This is a genomic window from Streptomyces sp. NPDC041814 (genome assembly GCF_055590565.1).
This window is the reverse complement of record NZ_JBVJAM010000001.1, coordinates 685,409-702,010: the sequence shown is the minus strand read 5'-3', so window position 1 is coordinate 702,010 and position 16,602 is coordinate 685,409. Positions and strand designations below refer to the sequence as shown.

Genomic DNA, 16,602 nt, shown 5'->3' with positions numbered 1-16,602 from the left:
CTTCACGCCCCGGCACGGGCAGACCGCCCGCGCCCGGTGCGCGCGCCGCGCCCCTCACCCGTCCCGCCGCACGTTCCGCATGCGCCCGTACGCGTACACACAGCCCGCCAGCGCCAGGTCGGACAGGAGCATGAAGCCGATCGAGTACGAGTTCTTCGCGCTGTAGATCGCGCCCATCACCAGCGGCGGCACGAACCCGCCGAGTCCGCCCATCGCGCCGACGATGCCGGTCACGCTGCCCACCTTCGCCTGCGGGGTGACCTGCGAGACGAGGGCGAAGACACTGCCGCTCGCCGTGCCCAGCCCTGCCGCCATGACCAGCAGCGCGATGGTGCCGGTCGGGTCGAGGCGCGGGTCGAAGGCCTGGACGATCGCCATCAGGGCGGCCACCCCCAGTGCCACCGAGGTGACGAGCGCCGGGTGGATCCGGTCCGAGAGCCAGCCGCCGATCGGCCGGAAGATGACCGTGACCAGGGCGAACCCGGCCGCCTTCGTGCCCGCGTCGGTCGGCGTCAGCTCGTACCAGGTCTTGAGGTACGTCGGCAGGTACACGCCGAACGCGACGATGCCGCCGAAGCCGATCGCGTACAGCGCGGACAGCTCCCAGGTGACCCGCAGCCGGCCCGCCGAGCCCAGCCGGTGCGCCAGCGAATCGGTCGGCACCTTGCGGCCCGGGTGGTCGTTGATGAGCAGCCCGGAGAGCGCCGCGTACACCACGAGGGCGCCGGCGACCACGAGGAACGGCAGGTTGTCGCCGTGCTTGGCGATGCGCGGCGTGAAGTAGCCGGACAGCGCGACGCCGCCCATGCCCATGCCGAAGACGCCGAGCGCGAGACCGCGTTTGGCGGGCGGGAACCACGAGTTGACCAGCGGGATGCCGATCGCGAACGTCGTGCCGCCGACGCCCAGCAGGAACCCCACGGCGAGCATCGCCCCGTACGAGTTCTTCGCCGGGATCAGCAGCAGCACCGGCAGGATGGTGAGCGCCGAGGTCAGCGGGAACATCAGCCGCGCCCCGAACTTGTCGGTCAGCGCGCCCACCGGGATCCGGCCCAGCGAGCCGACCAGCACCGGCACCGCCACCAGCAGCGACTGCTGGAACGAGCTCAGGCCGAGGCGGTCCTTGTAGTCCCCCGACATCGGCGCGATCAGGTTCCACGCCCAGAAGGTGAGCGTGAAGCCGATCGTGGCCATGATCAGATTCCGGTACGCGGCGGGGCCCGGGGCGTCCACGGGTGGGGGTGACTGCTTCGCGGCTGTGTCCACACGGCCAGTCAAGGACGGTCACGGACCGCGGGCCCGTCGGCCTGCTCCGTACGGGGGACGCCTCCCGTTCTACGCATATGCGTCGAAACTGCGACAATGGGGACCATGGATCGTCTGGACAGGGAAATCCTCGGCGTCCTCCAGGAGGACGCCCGGATCTCGTACCGCGACTTGGGCGTACGGGTCGGGCTCAGTGCCAACGCGGCGGCCGACCGGGTCCGGCGGCTGCGCAAGGACGGCGTCATCCGCGGTTTCACGGTGATCGTGGACCCGGCCGCCGACACCCGCACCGGGCTCGTCGTCTTCATCGACGTGACCCTGCGGATGGACACCACCAACGAGACCTTCGAACGGGCGGTGCTGACCCTGCCCGGCATCACCGAGGTCGTGCACGTGACGGGCGGCCACGACTATCTCGTACGCGCCACCGCCGCCGACACCGCGGCCCTCGACACCCTCCTGCGCCGTCTCAAGCGCGAGGCGGGCGTCGCCCACTCGAACACCCGGGTCGCCCTGAGGGCCGCGCCCGGCGCGTGACGCCCGGCGCCCTCACAGCGGAGCCTCCCAGGTCACCGCCTCCGCCCGCGAACCGTCCGGCTCGCGTCCGTCGTCCGTCACCGTGAGGCGGACCGCGCCCCGCCCGTCCGGCAGGGTGGCCGTCGCGTCCACCTCCACCTCGATCGCCGACACCCCCGCCCGCCGGTGCGCCGCCGCCAGGGCGCCCCGCAGCACCGCGAGCAGCCGCCCGCCGACCGGCTCCGCCACCAGCGCGTCCACCGCCCCGGCGAACCGCACCGACGGCTGGAAGCCGAGCACCGCCGCCGCGCCCCCGGTCTCCCGCAGCACCCGGCCGCGGAAGGTGGCGGGGGCCTCGGCCGGCGGCTGCTGGAGCGCGAAGATGGCCGTCCGCACTTCCTGGATCGTGGAGTCCAGCTCGTCGACGGCCGTCCCGAGGAGCTCGCCCGTCTCCCCGGCACCGGCCCTGCGGCGCGTCGACTCCAGCATCATCTCGGTGGCGAACAGCCGCTGGACGACCAGATCGTGCAGGTCCCGCGCGATCCGGTCGCGGTCCTCGTACACCGCCAGCCGCTCCCGGTCATGCTGCGAGTCCGCCAGCACCAGCGCCAGCGCGGCCTGCGAGGCGAACTGGGCGGCCAGCAGCCGGTCCACGCCGGTGTAGGGGCGGCCTCCGCGCCGCCGGGGCAGGGCGAGCGTCCCGATGAGCCGGCCCCCGCTCTGCAACGGCAGCATCATGCTCGGCCCGAACCGCGACCGTACCGGCGTCGTCATCCGGGGATCGGTCGCCGAGTCCTCGATGAACACGGCCTCGCCGCCCAGCAGCTGCACCAGGACCGGCGAACCGGGCTCGATCGCCGTGCCCACCAGCTCCGCCGGGTCCTCCGGCCCCGAGGCGGCGACGATCTCCATCCCGCCCTCCTCGGTGGGCTGAAGGATCACCCCGGCGGCGGCGTCACTGAGCAGTCGCGCCCGCTCCGCCACCGTCATCAGCGCGTCGGACGGGTTCGCCCCGGTGAGCAGGGTGTTGGTGACGGCCGCCGCGCCCTCGACCCAGCGTTCCCGCTGGCGGGCGCTCTCGTACAGCCGGGCGTTGCCGATCGCGATGCCCGCCTGCGCGGACAGGACCTTCAGCAGCCCCGCGTCGGTCTCGGTGAAGTGGCCGGTGTGCTTCTCGGCGAGGTAGATGTTGCCGAAGACCTCGTGGTGGACCCGGATCGGGGCACCGAGGAACGAGCGCATCGGGGGATGCCCGGGCGGGATGCCGGTGGCGCGCGGATCGGCCGGGAGGTCGTCGGAGCGCAGCGGGCCCGGCGCGTCCACGAGCGCGCCGAGCAGGCCCGTGTGGCCGTCCGGGAAGTCACCGATCGCCGCCTGCTCGTCCTCGGTCATCCCGCATACGTACAGCTCGCGGATGGTGCCGCGGCCGGGGTCCAGTACGCCGAGCGCCCCGTACCGGGCGTCGGTCAGGGCGGTCGCGGTGTCGATGATCTGCTGGAGCGTGGCCCGGAGTTCGAGGTCCGAGCCGACGCTCAGCACGGCTTCGAGGAGCCGGGGCAGCAGCGGCGACCTGGGCAGGCCGCGGTCCGGGAGCGCCCCGGCCGGCCGGTCCGTCATCCGCCGCTCCCGCCGGGGTCAGCTCGCCAGCGGGTCGAGCACCAGGGGGCTGATCTCGCCCTCCATCATGGCGCCCAGGCCGAGGATCGAGCAGGTGTCGGGCCGCTCCGCGATGTGCACCGGCACGCCGGTCGCGTCGCGCAGCATCCGGTCGAGTCCGGGCAGCAGGGCGCTCCCGCCGACCATCGTGATCCCGCAGTCCGCGAGGTCGGCGACCAGGTCGGGCGGGCAGTCCCGCAGCACCTTGCCGACGCCGTCGAGGACCGCGGTGAGCGGGCGGTGGATCGCCTGCCGGATGGCGGCGGTGTCGACCTTGACGGACCGGGCGAGGCCGGTGGCGACGTCACGGCCGTGGATCTCGGTGACCGAGGGGCCCTGTGCGGTCAGCCCGTTGCCGCTCAGGGCGAGCTGGAGAGGGCGCACGGACTGGCTCGGCAGCATCAGTTCATGGTGCTGGCGCAGGTGCTGGATGACCGCGTGGTCGATGGCGTCGCCGCCGACCGGGAGGCGCACCGCCGTCACGATCGAGCCGAGCGAGAGCACCGCGATCTGCGTCGTCGCGGCCCCGCACACCATGATCATGGTCGCGGTCGGCTGCTCGACCGGAAGCCCGCAGCCGACGGCCGCCGCGATCAGGGTGTCGACCAGCTCCACCCGCCGGGCGCCGAGGCCGACCAGCGTCTCCACGGAGGCCCGCCGCGCGAGCGGGTCGCTGTCGTGCGGGGTGCAGGCGGCGGCGCGCAGCCAGGGCTTGCGGCGCAGCTGCCGCCGGAGCTTCTCGCCGAGCAGGTGGCGCAGCATGCGCTGGGCCATCTCGATGTCCACGACGGTCCCGCCGGAGACGGGCCGGGCCACCCGGATGTAGTCCGGTGTCCGGCCGGTCATCTGCTCGGCGAGGGCGCCCACGGCGATCAGTGAGCCGGTACGGGTGTTGACGGCGGCGACACTCGGCTCGTCCACGACGAGGCCGGGCCCCTTGACGTAGACCCGGGTGCGGGAGGCGCCCAGGTCGACGGCGACATGGCAACGGCGCAACTGCTCAAGGCTGACGGTCACGGCGGGTTCCTCCCGAGAGCGTTGAGGGCGACCGACGGGCAGCCGGCTCTCCTGAAAGCCTGCGCCGTTCGGGGCCTCCACGCCCGCTGGACTGGGCCGGAGGGGGGACAACCTGACGGCGTGTCGAGCGCGTCGCACGCGATCCGGCCCGTCAGGCGATCGAGGCGCCCTCAGCCTCCCGGCACGACCCGCTGCAGCAACCCCCACGTGAACTCCGCGATCCACGGCTCCGCCGCGCCCCCCATCCGCAGCGCGAACCGCGTCGGCGCGCTCCCCTCCATCGGGCGGGCCGGCGCGAAGGCCCGGGCGACCTCGTCCACGGTGCACGACCAGGGCACCAGGTCGTCCACGCCGAGCAGCACCGGCGCGGCGGCGCCCGGTGCCCGTACCAGCCACTCGTTCCACACCGCCCCGCCCGGCGCCACCATCACCTCGAACCGCAGCTCCGGCCAGAGCGGCACCGGCCACAGCAGCACGTCGAACTCCAGGTCGCCGAGGACCCGGCGCCCCGCCGACTCCGGCTCCCCGAGCACCGACCGGTAGCGCCGCAGCGCGCCCCGCCCGTGCGGGGCCCGGACCATGGCCTGCCAGCGCCGGTTCGCCTCCCGCATCTCCGCGGGCGTCGCGCTCAACTCGTGCCGGGCGTCCTCCACCAGACCCGGCTGGTGGTCCGCCATCCGGCGCAACAGGACGAGCTGGAACTCACGGGGCCCGAAGCCCGGCCCGGCGGGCGCGGCGCCGCTCACACGCCCAGCATCCGCCGCAGCAGGTCCCGCAGCACCGTCCGGTCCGCCGCGGACAGCCCCGCCAGCGGCTCCCGCGCGAAGTCCAGCGCGTCCCGCAGCTGCGCGGCCGTCGCCGCCCCCCGCTCGGTCGGCGCCGCCAGCTTCACCCGGCGGTCGGCCGGGTCCGGGCGCCGTTCCACCAGGCCACGTGCCTCCAGCCGGTCCACGATCCCGGTCACATTGGACGGCTCGCACTTCAGCTTCTGGGCGATCCGGCGCATGGGGAGCGGCTCGACGGACAGCAGTCCGAGGACCCGGGCCTGCGCGCCCGTGAGGCTGTGCTCCGCGGCGGCCCGGTCGTACTCCTCGTAGTAACGCGCGACGACGCTGCCGATGAGCTCGATGACTTCGAGGGTCAGGGGATCTGTGCGCGGGGAGGCCATGACACACAGGATACCCAGTTGCTTGACAAGGTGAAATATCCAGGAGCATGGTTGTTTCATGTGGTGAAGCTTTTCGCCACGGCGACATCCGCACCCCCACACCGAGGAGACCCCGAGCCCATGTCTGCAGCTCTTCCCGCGTCCGGCCGCGAATGGCACCTCACCGCCCGCCCGCACGGCTGGCCGAAGGCCGAGGACTTCGCGCTGCGTGACGCCCCGGTCGCCGCCCCGGCCGAGGGCCGGGTCCTCGTGCGCAACCTGCACTTCTCCGTGGACCCGTACATGCGCGGCCGGATGAACGACGTGAAGTCGTACACCCCGCCCTTCAAGCTCGACCACCCCATGGACGGCGGCGCCGTCGGCGAGGTCGTCGCGTCGAACGCCGAGGGCTTCCAGGTCGGCGACCACGTCCTGCACGGCCTCGGCTGGCGCGAGTACGCGAGCGTCCCCGCCCAGCACGCGGTGAAGGTCGACGGCTCGATCGCCCCCCTCTCCGCCTACCTCGGCGTGCTCGGCATGCCCGGGCTCACCGCCTACGCCGGCCTGTTCGACGTGGCCTCCTTCAAGGAGGGCGACGCGGTCTTCGTCTCCGGCGCCGCCGGTGCGGTCGGCAGCCTGGTCGGCCAGATGGCGAAGATCAAGGGCGCCTCCCGGGTCATCGGCTCGGCGGGTTCCGACGAGAAGATCAAGCTCCTCACCGAGGAGTACGGCTTCGACGCCGCGTTCAACTACAAGAACGGCCCCGTCGCCGAGCAGCTGCGCAAGGCCGCCCCCGACGGCATCGACGTCTACTTCGACAACGTCGGCGGTGAGCACCTGGAGGCCGCGATCTCCTCGTTCAACGTGCACGGCCGCGCCACCATCTGCGGCATGATCGCCCAGTACAACGCCACCGAGCCCACCCCCGCCCCGCGCAACCTCGCGCTGGTCATCGGCAAGCGGCTGCGCCTCCAGGGCATGCTGGTCGCCGACCACCAGGACCTCCAGCAGCAGTTCGTCCAGGACGTGGCCGGCTGGCTGGCCTCCGGCGAGCTGAAGTACCGCGAGACCGTCGTCGAGGGCATCGAGAACGGCGTCGACGCCTTCCTCGGCCTGCTGCGCGGCGAGAACACCGGGAAGATGATCGTCTCCCTCGGCTGAACCGCCCTTCCCCGCACCCGTTAGGCTCAACCCAGGCCGCCGCGATCGTGGGCGCGAGTCGCGGCGCACCAGCAGGAGGAATCCTCAGCATGACCATTCAGAACATAGCCGTCGCGTACACCGCCGTCGCCACCGCCGAGAACGGCCGGGACGGCCGCGTCGCCTCGGACGACGGCAAGCTCGACGTCGTCGTCAACCCGCCGAAGGAGATGGGCGGCAGCGGCGCAGGCACCAACCCGGAGCAGCTCTTCGCCGCCGGCTACAGCGCCTGCTTCCAGGGCGCGCTGGGCGTCGTCGCCCGCCAGGAGAAGGCCGACATCTCCGGCTCCACGGTGACGGCGGCGGTCTCCATCGGCAAGACCGAGGCCGGCGGCTTCGGCCTGGAGGTCGCCATCACCGCGACCATCCCGAACGTCGACACGGCGACCGCGCAGGCGCTCATCGAGAAGGCCCACCAGGTCTGCCCGTACTCGAACGCCACGCGCGGCAACATCAAGGTGGAGCTCGCGGTCGCCTGACCGCCCCCGCCCCACTGAACCGAGCCCCGTCCCAGGTCCCGCTAGGCTGACGCCATGCGTGATCTCGGGGCGGGGCTCGGTTTTCTGATCAAGGGTCAGCGCTGGGTGTTCGGCCACGGCAAGTGGTTCGGCATAGGGCTGCTGCCCGGTCTGATCACCCTCGTGCTGTACGCGGGCGCCCTCGTCGGCCTCGGCTACGGCGCCGACGACCTGGTGGCGTGGGCGACGCCGTTCGCCGACGACTGGTCCTCGCCCTGGCCGGCCCTGCTGCGCAACACCCTGACCGTGCTGGTCTTCGTCCTCGGCCTGTTCCTGGCCGTGATCACCTTCACCGCCGTGACCCTGCTGGTCGGGCAGCCCTTCTACGAGTCGCTGTCCGAGGAGGTCGAGCGCGCCGAGGGCGGCACGGTCCCCGAGTCGGGACTGCCGCTCTGGCGGGAGCTGTGGATCTCCGCCCGCGACAGCGTGCGCGTCCTGGTCCGGGTCGGCCTGTACGCGATCCTGCTCTTCGCCCTCGGATTCGTGCCCGTGGCCGGGCAGACCGTGGTCCCCGTCCTCGGCTTCTGCGTCACCGGGTACTTCCTCGCCGAGGAGCTGACCGCCGTCGCCCTCCAGCGCCGGGGCATGGTGCTGAAGGACCGCCTCGCCCTGCTGCGCGCCCACCGCGTGCGCACCCTCGGCTTCGGCGTACCGCTGGGGCTGGCCTTCATGCTGCCGTTCGTCGCCGTGTTCCTGATGCCCGGCGCCGTCGCGGGGGCGACCCTGCTGGCGCGGGGCCTGGTCGGCGACGACGCGGCGGACGACGCGGGCAAGGGCGAGACGGCCGCCGAGGGCTGAGCTCAGCGCACCGAGAACCCGTACACCGTCGTGGACGCGAACTCCTCGCCCGGCCGCAGCACCGTGCTCGGGAACTCCGGGCGGTTCGGCGAGTCCGGGAAGTGCTGGGTCTCCAGGGCGATCCCGGCGCACGGGCCGAACGGCCGCCCGTCCAAGTGGTCCGCCGTGTACAGCTGGATCCCGGGCTCCGTCGTCGTCACCGTCAGCACGCGCCCGGACCCCTCGTCGTACAGCTCCGCCGCCGGGGCCGTGCCGTCGAGCACGTAGTTGTGGTCGTAGCCCTTGGTCACCGGCCGGGGCTCGCGGAAGTCGAAGCGCGTGCCCTCCACCGGCAGGAACTCACCGGTCGGCAGCGACTCCGCGTCCACCGGGGTGACCGCCCCCGCCGCGATCCGCAGCCGCTGGCCGAGCGCGCTCCCGCTGTCCGCGCCCGCCAGGTTCCAGTAGGTGTGGTTCGTCAGGTTCAGCACGGTCGGGGCGTCCGTGACCGCCCGGTACGTGATGCGCAGTGCCCCGCCCTCGTCCAGCGTGTACGCCGCCGTCAGCTCGACGCGCCCCGGGAAGCCCTCCTCGCCGTCCGCCGAGACGAGGGACAGCTCCACCCCGTCCGGGACCGCGCGCGCGTCCCACACCCGCTTGTCGAAGCCACGCACCCCGCCGTGCAGCTGGTTGCGGCCCTCGTTGCGCGTGAGGTGGTGCGTACGGCCGTCCAGCTCGAAGGACGCCCCGCCGATCCGGTTCGCGTACCTGCCGACGAGCGCGCCGAAGTACGGCGCCGTGTACTCCTGGTACGAGGCCAGGTCGGGCAGCCCGAGGGCGATCCCCGTCCGTACGCCGTCCCGGTCCGGCACCTCGGCCGACTGCACGATGCCGCCGTACGTCAGGACACGCACCCGCGTGCCGTCCCGCTCCAGCGTCCAGCGGTGCACCGAGGTGCCGTCCGCGAGGGTGCCGAAGTGCTCCGTACCGATCACCGTGCCCGAACGCGTCTCCATGATCAGCAACTTTACGCGGGCGGCCGCACCGCCGTGACATTTCGGTAGGCGATCTCGGCGAGCCGCGCCTGTCCGTTGCGGCCGGGGTGGAACCAGTCCCACTGGCTGAGCTGCTTGCCGGTGAACCGGTAGTCGAACACCGCCCCGCCGTCGTACCGGCAGCGGCGGTCCTTCGCGCACACCTCGCGCAGCACCGCGTTGTACGCCACGACCCGCTCCTGGACCGCGGTGCGCCGGGCCACCGCCGCCGCGCCCATGTCGTCCGCGTCGGACAGCATCGACTTGCAGATGCCGAGCTTCCAGATCTGCTTGCCCAGCGGATTGGCGCGCCCCTGCGACCACAACCGCTTCAGGTCCGGCACGCTCGACACGTACACCTGCGCCTTCGGCGCCCCGGCGCGGAGCTCGCGCAGTGACGTCTCGAACGACCTCCGGAAGTCCGCCACCGGGGTCATCGACCGCACCGAGTCCCGGCAGGCGTCGTTGGCGCCGATCATCACGGTCACCAGGTCCGGGTCCTCGTCCGCCGCCAGCGCCATCTGCTCCGGCAGCTGCGCCATCCGGGCGCCCGTCACCGCGTGGTTCCAGCTGTGGTCCACCGCGCCGGACGCGCCCAGGAGCCGAACCGCCAGGCTGCGTACCGAGCTGTCCGTGCCGGTCGACCAGGAGACCTCCGGGCAGTCCGCCAGCACCGAGCAAGCGTCGAAACCGCGCGTGATGGAGTCCCCCACCGCCGCGATCGACTTCGGGCGCGGGTCCCAGACCGGGCCCGCCGCGGGGGACGGCCGGCGCTCGGCCGCCGAGCCCTTCGTCGTCCCGTCGGACCCCGAGCCGCAGCCGGCCAGCGCCGCCGAGCCCAGGCAGGCCAGAGCGGCCAGCCCGGCCAGTGCGGTGCGCGAGCGGTGCCGTACGGACCGATCCGGCATTGCCTGGTCTCCTCCTGTTCGTGCCCCGCCGCTCCGCCGGGTGAAGACTGAGCGAAGAAGGGCCCCGGGACCGACGGTACGTCACACCTCCGGTACCGGGGCGCGGTAGCTTTTCCCCGTCGAACCAGTGGCTTTCGCGGCTCCCGGCTCCACTCGGGTGGCATCCGAACATCACACCGCGTCACATACTGTCGCTTTTCCGGAGAATAACTCCCGATGCTGTTTACTGATGACAGGCCGCTGGGGAAGGCGAACCTCGTCCCACACTGGAGGTCCCGGTGACGACACGTGGAGTCCTGTACGTTCACTCCGCACCGCGCGCGCTCTGCCCACATGTCGAATGGGCGGTGGCGGGAGTCCTCGGCGGGCGGGTGCAGCTCGACTGGATCAGACAGCCGGCCGCGCCGGGCACCTGGCGCTCCGAATTCTCCTGGCAGGCGCGGCCCGGCACGGCGTCCAAGCTGGCGTCCGCGCTGCGCGGCTGGGACCTGCTGCGCTTCGAGGTGACGGCGGAGCCGTCGCCCACGGCGGAGGGCGAGCGCTACAGCTCGACGCCCGCGCTGGGCATCTTCCACGCCGTCACCGGCATGCACGGAGACATCCTGGTCCCCGAGGACCGCCTCCGCGCCGCGCTGGCCCGCTCCGCGGGCGGTGAGACGGACCTGGCGGCGGAGATCGCCAAGCTCCTGGGCAAGCCGTGGGACGACGAACTGGAATCGTTCCGCCACGCGGGCGAGGGCGCGCCCGTCCGCTGGCTGCACCAGGTCGTCTGACTCCCGGGCAACTCAAGCCTCTCCGGCGATTGAGGAGCGGGGGCCCGGGGGCGGAGGCCCCGAACAGCACGACGAAGCCCGCACCCTCACACGGAGGGCACGGGCTTCGAAGCTGCGCGGACGCGCAAGCGCGTCAGACGCTGCGGAACGCCAGCACCACGTTGTGGCCGCCGAAGCCGAACGAGTTGTTGATCGCCGCGATCGGCCCCTCCGGGAGCGCCCTGGGCGCGTCCCGGACGATGTCCGCCTCGATCTCCTCGTCCAGGTGGTCCACGTTGATCGTCGGCGGAGCCATCCGGTGGTGCAGCGCCAGGACCGTCGCCACGGTCTCGATGCCGCCCGCGCCGCCGAGCAGGTGGCCCGTCATCGACTTCGTCGCGGAGATCGCGACGTGGTCCAGGTCGTCGCCCAGCACCGAGCGCAGCGCCTTGACCTCCGCGAGGTCACCCTGCGGGGTGGACGTCGCGTGGGCGTTCAGGTGGGCGATCTCCGACGGCTTGAGGTCCGTCTGGTCGAGCAGGTTCTGCATCGCCGCGGCGATACCCCGCCCCGTCGGCTCGGGCTGCGCGATGTGGTGGGCGTCGGCCGAGAGGCCCTGGCCCAGCACCTCGCAGTAGACCCGGGCGCCGCGCTTCGCCGCGTGCTCCGCGGACTCCAGGACGACGACACCGGCACCCTCGCCGAGGACGAAGCCGTCGCGGCCCACGTCGTACGGGCGGGAAGCCTTCTCCGGCTCGTCGTTGCTCTTGGACATCGCCATCATGTTGGCGAACGCGGCGATCGGCAGCGGGTGGATCGCCGCCTCGGTGCCGCCGGCGAGGACCACGTCGGCGCGGCCGGTGCGGATCATCTCGACGGCGTACCCGATCGCCTCGGCACCCGAGGCGCAGGCGGAGACCGGGGTGTGGACGCCCGCCTGGGCGTTCACCTCGATGCCCACGTTCGCGGCCGGGCCGTTGGGCATGAGCATGGGCACGGTGTGCGGGGAGACGCGGCGTACGCCCTTCTCCTTCAGCACGTCGTACTGGTCGAGCAGGGTGATCACGCCGCCGATGCCGGAGGCGATCACCGAACCCAGCCGCTCGGGCTCGATCGTTTCGTCCTCACCGGCCTTGCCGGTGAAACCCGCGTCCGCCCACGCCTCACGGGCCGCGATCAGCGCGAACTGCGCCGAGCGGTCCAGCCGGCGGGCGAGCGGACGGGGCAGGACGTCAGAGGGATCGACGGCGGCCAGGGCCGCGATCCGGACAGGCAGTTCGGCGAAACGTTCGCCCTCAAGAGGCTTGACGCCGGAACGCCCGGCCATCAGACCTTCCCAGGTCGATGCGGAATCGCCACCCAGCGGAGTGGTTGCGCCGATACCGGTGACGACCACGGTGCGATTGGTCGAGTTCACTGGAAAATCTTCTCCACGTGTAGGGGGTCGTGAATCAGCGGCGCCACCGCCGGGTGGCGACACACGAACCGGCTGGATCAGTCCTGGTGCTTGAGGATGTAGTCCGCGGCGTCGCCGACGGTCTTGAGGTTCTTGACGTCCTCGTCGGGAATCTTCACGTCGAAGCGCTCCTCGGCGGCGACGACGACCTCGACCATGGACAGCGAGTCGACGTCCAGGTCGTCCGTGAAGGACTTGTCCAGCTGGACGTCCTCGACGGGGATACCGGCGATCTCGTTGACGATGTCCGCGAGACCTTCGACGATCTCTTCCTGCGTGGCGGCCATTTCGGCGCTCCTTCGATGTGTTTCTGCTGGGTTCGGGCGTCCGGGCGAAAAGCCCGGTGTGCCTAGGGGAGAGTAACGACCGTCGCGGCGTAGACGAGACCCGCCCCGAAGCCGATGACGAGCGCGGTGTCGCCGCTCTTGGCCTGACCGGTCGCCAGGAGCCGTTCCATGGCGAGCGGGATCGAGGCGGCGGAGGTGTTGCCGGTGGTCTCCACGTCACGGGCGACCGTGACGCTCTCCGGCAGCTTCAGCGTCTTCACCATCGAGTCGATGATCCGCATGTTGGCCTGGTGCGGGATGAAGACGTCCAGGTCTTCCGCGGAGATCCCGGCAGCGTCCAGCGCCTGCTGGGCCACCTTCGCCATCTCGAAGACGGCCCAGCGGAACACCGCCTGGCCCTCCTGCGTGATGGCGGGGAACTTGACCTCGCCGCGGTCGTTGAGGGGCAGCTTCGTGACGTCGCCGAGCTGGAAGTCGTTCCAGGCCACGGTCTGCTTGATCGTCTCGGACTTGTCGCCCTCGGAGCCCCAGACGGTCGGGCCTATGGCGGGCACCTGGGAGGGGCCGACGATGACCGCTCCGGCGCCGTCGCCGAACAGGAAGGCCGTGGCCCGGTCCGTCAGGTCGGTGAGGTCGCTCAGCCGCTCGACGCCGATGACCAGTACGTACTCCGCGGAGCCCTCGACGATCATGCCCTTGGCCAGGGTCAGCCCGTAGCCGAAGCCCGCGCAGCCGGCCGAGATGTCGAAGGCGGCGGGCTTGCCGGCGCCGACCTTGTGGGCGATCTCGGTCGCGATGGCCGGGGTCTGCTTGAAGTGCGAGACGGTGGAGACGATGACCGCGCCGATCTGCTCCGGGGCGATCCCGGCGTCGGCGATGGCCTTGCCGGACGCCTCGACGGACATCGCGGCCACGGTCTCCTCCTCGGAGGCCCAGTGGCGGGTCGCGATGCCGGAGCGGGAGCGGATCCACTCGTCGGAGGAGTCGATCGTCTCCAGGATGACCTCGTTGGGCACCACCCGGGTCGGGCGGTAGCCGCCGACACCCATGATCCGCGCGTACGGAGCGCCCTGGCTGGGCTTGATCTTCGACATGCTCTCGGGCTCCTTAGGCGCCTGCGTGCTCAGCGATGAGCGCGCGGGCCGCGTCGAGGTCGGCGGGGGTCTTGAGCGCGAGGGTCGGGACGCCGGGCAGCGCCCGCTTGGCCAGGCCGGTGAGCGTGCCGCCGGGGCAGACCTCGATGAGCGCGGTGACGCCCATCGCCTTGAAGGTCTCCATGCACAGGTCCCAGCGGACCGGGTTGGCGACCTGGCCGACGAGCCGGGTGATGACCTCGTGGCCGGTGCCGACGGTCTTGCCGTCGGCGTTCGAGACGTACGTCACCGAGGGGTCGGAGACGTCCAGGTCCCCGGCCGCCGCGCGCAGCCGCTCGACGGCGGGCGCCATGTGATGCGTGTGGAAGGCGCCGGCCACCTTCAGGGGCACCACGCGGCGCACACCCTCCGGCTTGTCCTCGGTGAGCGCGGCGATCTGCGCGGCGGTGCCCGCGGCGACGATCTGGCCGCCCCCGTTGACGTTCGCCGGGGTCAGCCCGAGCTTCTCCAGGTGGGGCACGGTGACCTCGGGGTCGCCGCCGAGCAGCGCCGCCATCCCGGTCTCGGTGACCGCGGCGGCCTCGGCCATGGCGAGCCCGCGCGTACGGACGAAGCGGAGCGCGGCCTCCGCGCCGATGACACCGGCGAACGAGGCGGCGGTGATCTCACCGACGCTGTGGCCGGCGACGACGTCCGGAGAGGCGTCGAGCGCGGCGGCCGACAGCAGACCGGCGGCGACCAGCAGCGGCTGGGCCACCGCGGTGTCGCGGATCTCCTCCGCGTCCGCCTCGGTGCCGTAGCGCAGGAGGTCGAGCCCGATGGCGTCGGACCAGGCCGCGATGCGGTCGGTGGCACCGGGGAGGTCGAGCCAGGGAGTCAGGAAGCCGGGCGTCTGAGCGCCTTGGCCGGGAGCGACGAGTACGAGCACCCTCACACTCTCTCTTGTGAACGGTCCGGAACGCCCGTGGGGACAGGGACGAAGAACCGTAGGGGGAATTGTTGATGTCCGACAAAAGTCTAGGACTGCGTATCCCGGTCGGCCAGACGCCCCAGGATCAGAGCGATTCGCAGAGTGAACGCCGAGCGCACATCGGAAGGCGACCAGCCGGTGACGTCTGTCACACGTCGAAGCCGGTAGCGCACGGTGTTGGGATGCACGAAGAGCATCCTGGCCGCGCCCTCCAGGCTGCTCGCCTGTTCCAGATACACACTCAGCGTCTCCAGGAGCGCGGAGCCCGCCTCTTCCAGCGGTCTGTAGATCTCCTCCACCAATTGCTCGCGCGCGGCGGGGTCGCCCGCCATCGCGCGCTCCGGCAGCAGATCGTCCGCGAGCACCGGCCTCGGCGCGTCCTGCCAGGCCCCGCACGCCTTCAGCCCGGCGGCCGCGGCCTGCGCCGACCGGGTCGCGGCCAGCAGGTCCGCCACCACGGGCCCGGCCACCACGGGGCCCGCCGCGTACGGTCCGATCAGGGCCTTCGCCACCTGGAGCGGGTTGTCGCTGCCGCCCGCGATGACCACCAGCCGGTTGCCGAGCACCCCCGTGAGGACCTGGAGCTTGGCGTGCCGGGCGGCGCGCCGGATCGCCTCCACGGTCAGCTCGCTGTCCCCGTCCGGGGCGGTGCCGAGCAGCACGCAGACGTGCTCGGGGGAGTTCCAGCCGAGGGCGGCGGCCCGGGAGACGGCGCCCTCGTCGGCCTCGCCGGACAGCACCGCGTTCACCACGAGCGATTCGAGGCGGGCGTCCCAGGCGCCCCGGGCCTCGGCCGCCTGCGCGTACACCTGGGCGGTCGCGAACGCGATCTCGCGGGCGTAGACGAGCAGCGCCTCCCGCAGCACCGACTCGTCGCCCGGCGCGGCGACCTCGTCGATCGCGGCCTCCATGACCTCGATCGTGGTCCGCACCATCTCGACGGTCTGCCGCAGCGTGATCGCCCGGGTCAGCTCGCGCGGGGCGGTCCCGAAGACATCGGTCGAGATCGCCTGCGGTGTCTCCGGATGCCGGAACCACTCGGTGAACGCGGCGATACCGGCCTGGGCGACCAGGCCGATCCAGGACCGGTTCTCCGGGGGCATCGCCCGGTACCACGGCAGCGACTCGTCCATGCGGGCGATCGCGTTCGCGGCCAGCCGGCCGGAGGACTGCTCAAGCCGCTTCAGGGTCGCGGCATGGAGATGGGCGTCGTTCGCAGCGGGCTGCTCAGGATCGGGTCGGGGCACGGAGACAAGACTGCCTTATCCGGACGCGCGCCCGGATGGCCGGGGCCGGGTGGCGGCCGGGTCCGGGGGCCGGCGGGCTACCGTGGACGGGTGATTTCCGTACACCGCGCGGGCGACCGGTTCGAGGGCGGGGACGCGGCGGCCGGCATCGCGTCCCGGCACGCGTTCTCCTTCGGCACCTTCTACGACCCCGACAACCTCCGCTTCGGCCCGGTCCTGGCCTGCAACGAGGAGCGCCTCGCGCCCGGCGCGGGCTTCGAGGAGCACCCGCACAGCCACACGGAGATCGTCACCTGGGTCGTCGAGGGCGAGCTGACGCACCGCGACTCGGCCGGTCACGCCACGGTGGTCCGGGCCGGTGACGTCCAGCACCTCAGCGCCGCCTCCGGCGTCCGCCACGTCGAACGCAACGACGGCGACCGGCCGCTGACCTTCCTTCAGATGTGGCTCGCGCCCCTGGAGCCCGGCGGCGAGCCCTCGTACACGACCGTCCCGGGCATCGCCGACTCCACCCCGTACGCCCTTCCCGAGGCGGGCGCCCTGCTGCACGTGCGCCGCCTCGCGGAGGGCGAGCGCGCGGCGGTCCCCGATGCCCCCCGGGTGTACGCGCACGTGGTGCGCGGCACGGTGCGCGTCGGCGCCGAGGAGCTGGGGGCGGGCGACGCGGCCCGGATCACCGGGGAGGCGGGGCTCGAACTGGTCGCGGCGGACCCGGCCGAGGTGCTGGTCTGGGAGCTGTCCGGCTGACCGGCACCCC

The 16,602-nt window shown here is 72.4% G+C and carries 18 protein-coding genes; 6 read left to right on the top strand and 12 right to left on the bottom strand.

All coding sequences use genetic code 11. From position 1 onward, the window contains the following. Positions 1-54 precede the first annotated feature (54 nt). Positions 55-1,266, bottom strand: a complete 1,212-nt coding sequence (locus ACZ6C6_RS03200; RefSeq protein ID WP_469198538.1) for an MFS transporter — start codon at positions 1,264-1,266, stop codon at positions 55-57. A gap of 105 nt (positions 1,267-1,371) precedes the next feature. On the opposite strand from ACZ6C6_RS03200, the gene ACZ6C6_RS03195 reads away from it, so the two are divergent. Next, a complete protein-coding gene (locus ACZ6C6_RS03195) occupies positions 1,372-1,803 on the top strand; it encodes an Lrp/AsnC family transcriptional regulator (RefSeq protein ID WP_469198536.1) in 432 nt (143 codons plus the stop codon). Positions 1,804-1,815: 12 nt separating this feature from the next. On the opposite strand, the gene ACZ6C6_RS03190 is transcribed toward ACZ6C6_RS03195, so the two are convergent. From ACZ6C6_RS03190 to ACZ6C6_RS03175, 4 genes are all read right to left on the bottom strand, one after another. Then, a complete protein-coding gene (locus ACZ6C6_RS03190; protein WP_469198534.1) occupies positions 1,816-3,399 on the bottom strand; it encodes a sensor histidine kinase in 1,584 nt (527 codons plus the stop codon). Positions 3,400-3,417: 18 nt separating this feature from the next. After that, a complete protein-coding gene (locus ACZ6C6_RS03185) occupies positions 3,418-4,455 on the bottom strand; it encodes a rod shape-determining protein (protein ID WP_469198532.1) in 1,038 nt (345 codons plus the stop codon). A gap of 170 nt (positions 4,456-4,625) precedes the next feature. Then, on the bottom strand, positions 4,626-5,132 hold the full coding sequence (locus ACZ6C6_RS03180; protein WP_469199304.1) for a hypothetical protein: 507 nt from the start codon (positions 5,130-5,132) through the stop codon (positions 4,626-4,628). A 65-nt stretch (positions 5,133-5,197) separates the two neighbouring features. After that, the gene (locus tag ACZ6C6_RS03175; protein WP_469198530.1) at positions 5,198-5,623 is read right to left on the bottom strand and encodes a MarR family winged helix-turn-helix transcriptional regulator; all 426 of its coding nucleotides are present in this window, start codon (positions 5,621-5,623) and stop codon (positions 5,198-5,200) included. A 120-nt stretch (positions 5,624-5,743) separates the two neighbouring features. On the opposite strand from ACZ6C6_RS03175, the gene ACZ6C6_RS03170 reads away from it, so the two are divergent. From ACZ6C6_RS03170 to ACZ6C6_RS03160, 3 genes are all read left to right on the top strand, one after another. After that, positions 5,744-6,763: an NADP-dependent oxidoreductase gene (locus tag ACZ6C6_RS03170; protein ID WP_469198528.1), complete on the top strand. Its 1,020-nt coding sequence runs from the start codon at positions 5,744-5,746 to the stop codon at positions 6,761-6,763. 89 nt (positions 6,764-6,852) lie between these two features. After that, positions 6,853-7,281 (top strand): organic hydroperoxide resistance protein, encoded by a 429-nt coding sequence (locus ACZ6C6_RS03165; RefSeq protein ID WP_469198526.1) that lies wholly within the window; start codon positions 6,853-6,855, stop codon positions 7,279-7,281. A gap of 54 nt (positions 7,282-7,335) precedes the next feature. Further along, positions 7,336-8,118, top strand: a complete 783-nt coding sequence (locus ACZ6C6_RS03160; RefSeq protein WP_469198524.1) for an EI24 domain-containing protein — start codon at positions 7,336-7,338, stop codon at positions 8,116-8,118. A gap of 2 nt (positions 8,119-8,120) precedes the next feature. On the opposite strand, the gene ACZ6C6_RS03155 is transcribed toward ACZ6C6_RS03160, so the two are convergent. Both ACZ6C6_RS03155 and ACZ6C6_RS03150 read right to left on the bottom strand, forming a co-directional pair. Further along, positions 8,121-9,113, bottom strand: coding sequence for an aldose epimerase family protein (locus ACZ6C6_RS03155; RefSeq protein ID WP_469198522.1), 993 nt, complete (start codon positions 9,111-9,113; stop codon positions 8,121-8,123). A gap of 11 nt (positions 9,114-9,124) precedes the next feature. Continuing rightward, positions 9,125-10,039, bottom strand: coding sequence for an SGNH/GDSL hydrolase family protein (locus tag ACZ6C6_RS03150; protein WP_469198520.1), 915 nt, complete (start codon positions 10,037-10,039; stop codon positions 9,125-9,127). Positions 10,040-10,317: 278 nt separating this feature from the next. On the opposite strand from ACZ6C6_RS03150, the gene ACZ6C6_RS03145 reads away from it, so the two are divergent. Then, positions 10,318-10,812 carry a DUF3145 domain-containing protein gene (locus ACZ6C6_RS03145; protein WP_073965313.1) on the top strand — a complete coding sequence of 165 codons (495 nt, stop codon included), beginning with the start codon at positions 10,318-10,320 and terminating at the stop codon, positions 10,810-10,812. A gap of 133 nt (positions 10,813-10,945) precedes the next feature. Here ACZ6C6_RS03145 and fabF read toward each other — a convergent pair whose 3' ends face one another. From fabF to ACZ6C6_RS03120, 5 genes are all read right to left on the bottom strand, one after another. Continuing rightward, positions 10,946-12,208 (bottom strand): beta-ketoacyl-ACP synthase II, encoded by a 1,263-nt coding sequence (fabF, locus tag ACZ6C6_RS03140; RefSeq protein WP_469198518.1) that lies wholly within the window; start codon positions 12,206-12,208, stop codon positions 10,946-10,948. A 77-nt stretch (positions 12,209-12,285) separates the two neighbouring features. Then, complete coding sequence (locus ACZ6C6_RS03135; RefSeq protein WP_365679850.1) at positions 12,286-12,534, bottom strand: acyl carrier protein; 249 nt, start codon at positions 12,532-12,534, stop codon at positions 12,286-12,288. Positions 12,535-12,596: 62 nt separating this feature from the next. Then, the gene (locus ACZ6C6_RS03130) at positions 12,597-13,628 is read right to left on the bottom strand and encodes a beta-ketoacyl-ACP synthase 3 (RefSeq protein WP_469198516.1); all 1,032 of its coding nucleotides are present in this window, start codon (positions 13,626-13,628) and stop codon (positions 12,597-12,599) included. A gap of 13 nt (positions 13,629-13,641) precedes the next feature. Continuing rightward, positions 13,642-14,556 (bottom strand): ACP S-malonyltransferase, encoded by a 915-nt coding sequence (locus ACZ6C6_RS03125; RefSeq protein ID WP_469198514.1) that lies wholly within the window; start codon positions 14,554-14,556, stop codon positions 13,642-13,644. Between the two features lie 89 nt (positions 14,557-14,645). Next, positions 14,646-15,845, bottom strand: coding sequence for a PucR family transcriptional regulator (locus ACZ6C6_RS03120; RefSeq protein WP_026171552.1), 1,200 nt, complete (start codon positions 15,843-15,845; stop codon positions 14,646-14,648). A gap of 90 nt (positions 15,846-15,935) precedes the next feature. Between ACZ6C6_RS03120 and ACZ6C6_RS03115 the strand changes: the two genes are divergently transcribed. Further along, positions 15,936-16,592 carry a pirin family protein gene (locus tag ACZ6C6_RS03115; protein WP_469198512.1) on the top strand — a complete coding sequence of 219 codons (657 nt, stop codon included), beginning with the start codon at positions 15,936-15,938 and terminating at the stop codon, positions 16,590-16,592. Positions 16,593-16,602 lie beyond the last annotated feature (10 nt).

What these genes read in the sequence shown, in the direction of transcription:
- ACZ6C6_RS03155 (WP_469198522.1), bottom strand. Translation starts at nt 9,113, where the DNA reads ATGGAGACGCGTTCGGGCACGGTGATCGGTACGGAGCACTTCGGCACC.
- ACZ6C6_RS03190 (WP_469198534.1), bottom strand. Translation starts at nt 3,399, where the DNA reads ATGACGGACCGGCCGGCCGGGGCGCTCCCGGACCGCGGCCTGCCCAGG.
- ACZ6C6_RS03195 (WP_469198536.1), top strand. Translation starts at nt 1,372, where the DNA reads ATGGATCGTCTGGACAGGGAAATCCTCGGCGTCCTCCAGGAGGACGCC.
- ACZ6C6_RS03170 (WP_469198528.1), top strand. Translation starts at nt 5,744, where the DNA reads ATGTCTGCAGCTCTTCCCGCGTCCGGCCGCGAATGGCACCTCACCGCC.
- ACZ6C6_RS03175 (WP_469198530.1), bottom strand. Translation starts at nt 5,623, where the DNA reads ATGGCCTCCCCGCGCACAGATCCCCTGACCCTCGAAGTCATCGAGCTC.
- ACZ6C6_RS03150 (WP_469198520.1), bottom strand. Translation starts at nt 10,039, where the DNA reads ATGCCGGATCGGTCCGTACGGCACCGCTCGCGCACCGCACTGGCCGGG.
- ACZ6C6_RS03165 (WP_469198526.1), top strand. Translation starts at nt 6,853, where the DNA reads ATGACCATTCAGAACATAGCCGTCGCGTACACCGCCGTCGCCACCGCC.
- ACZ6C6_RS03135 (WP_365679850.1), bottom strand. Translation starts at nt 12,534, where the DNA reads ATGGCCGCCACGCAGGAAGAGATCGTCGAAGGTCTCGCGGACATCGTC.
- ACZ6C6_RS03180 (WP_469199304.1), bottom strand. Translation starts at nt 5,132, where the DNA reads ATGGCGGACCACCAGCCGGGTCTGGTGGAGGACGCCCGGCACGAGTTG.
- ACZ6C6_RS03160 (WP_469198524.1), top strand. Translation starts at nt 7,336, where the DNA reads ATGCGTGATCTCGGGGCGGGGCTCGGTTTTCTGATCAAGGGTCAGCGC.
- ACZ6C6_RS03130 (WP_469198516.1), bottom strand. Translation starts at nt 13,628, where the DNA reads ATGTCGAAGATCAAGCCCAGCCAGGGCGCTCCGTACGCGCGGATCATG.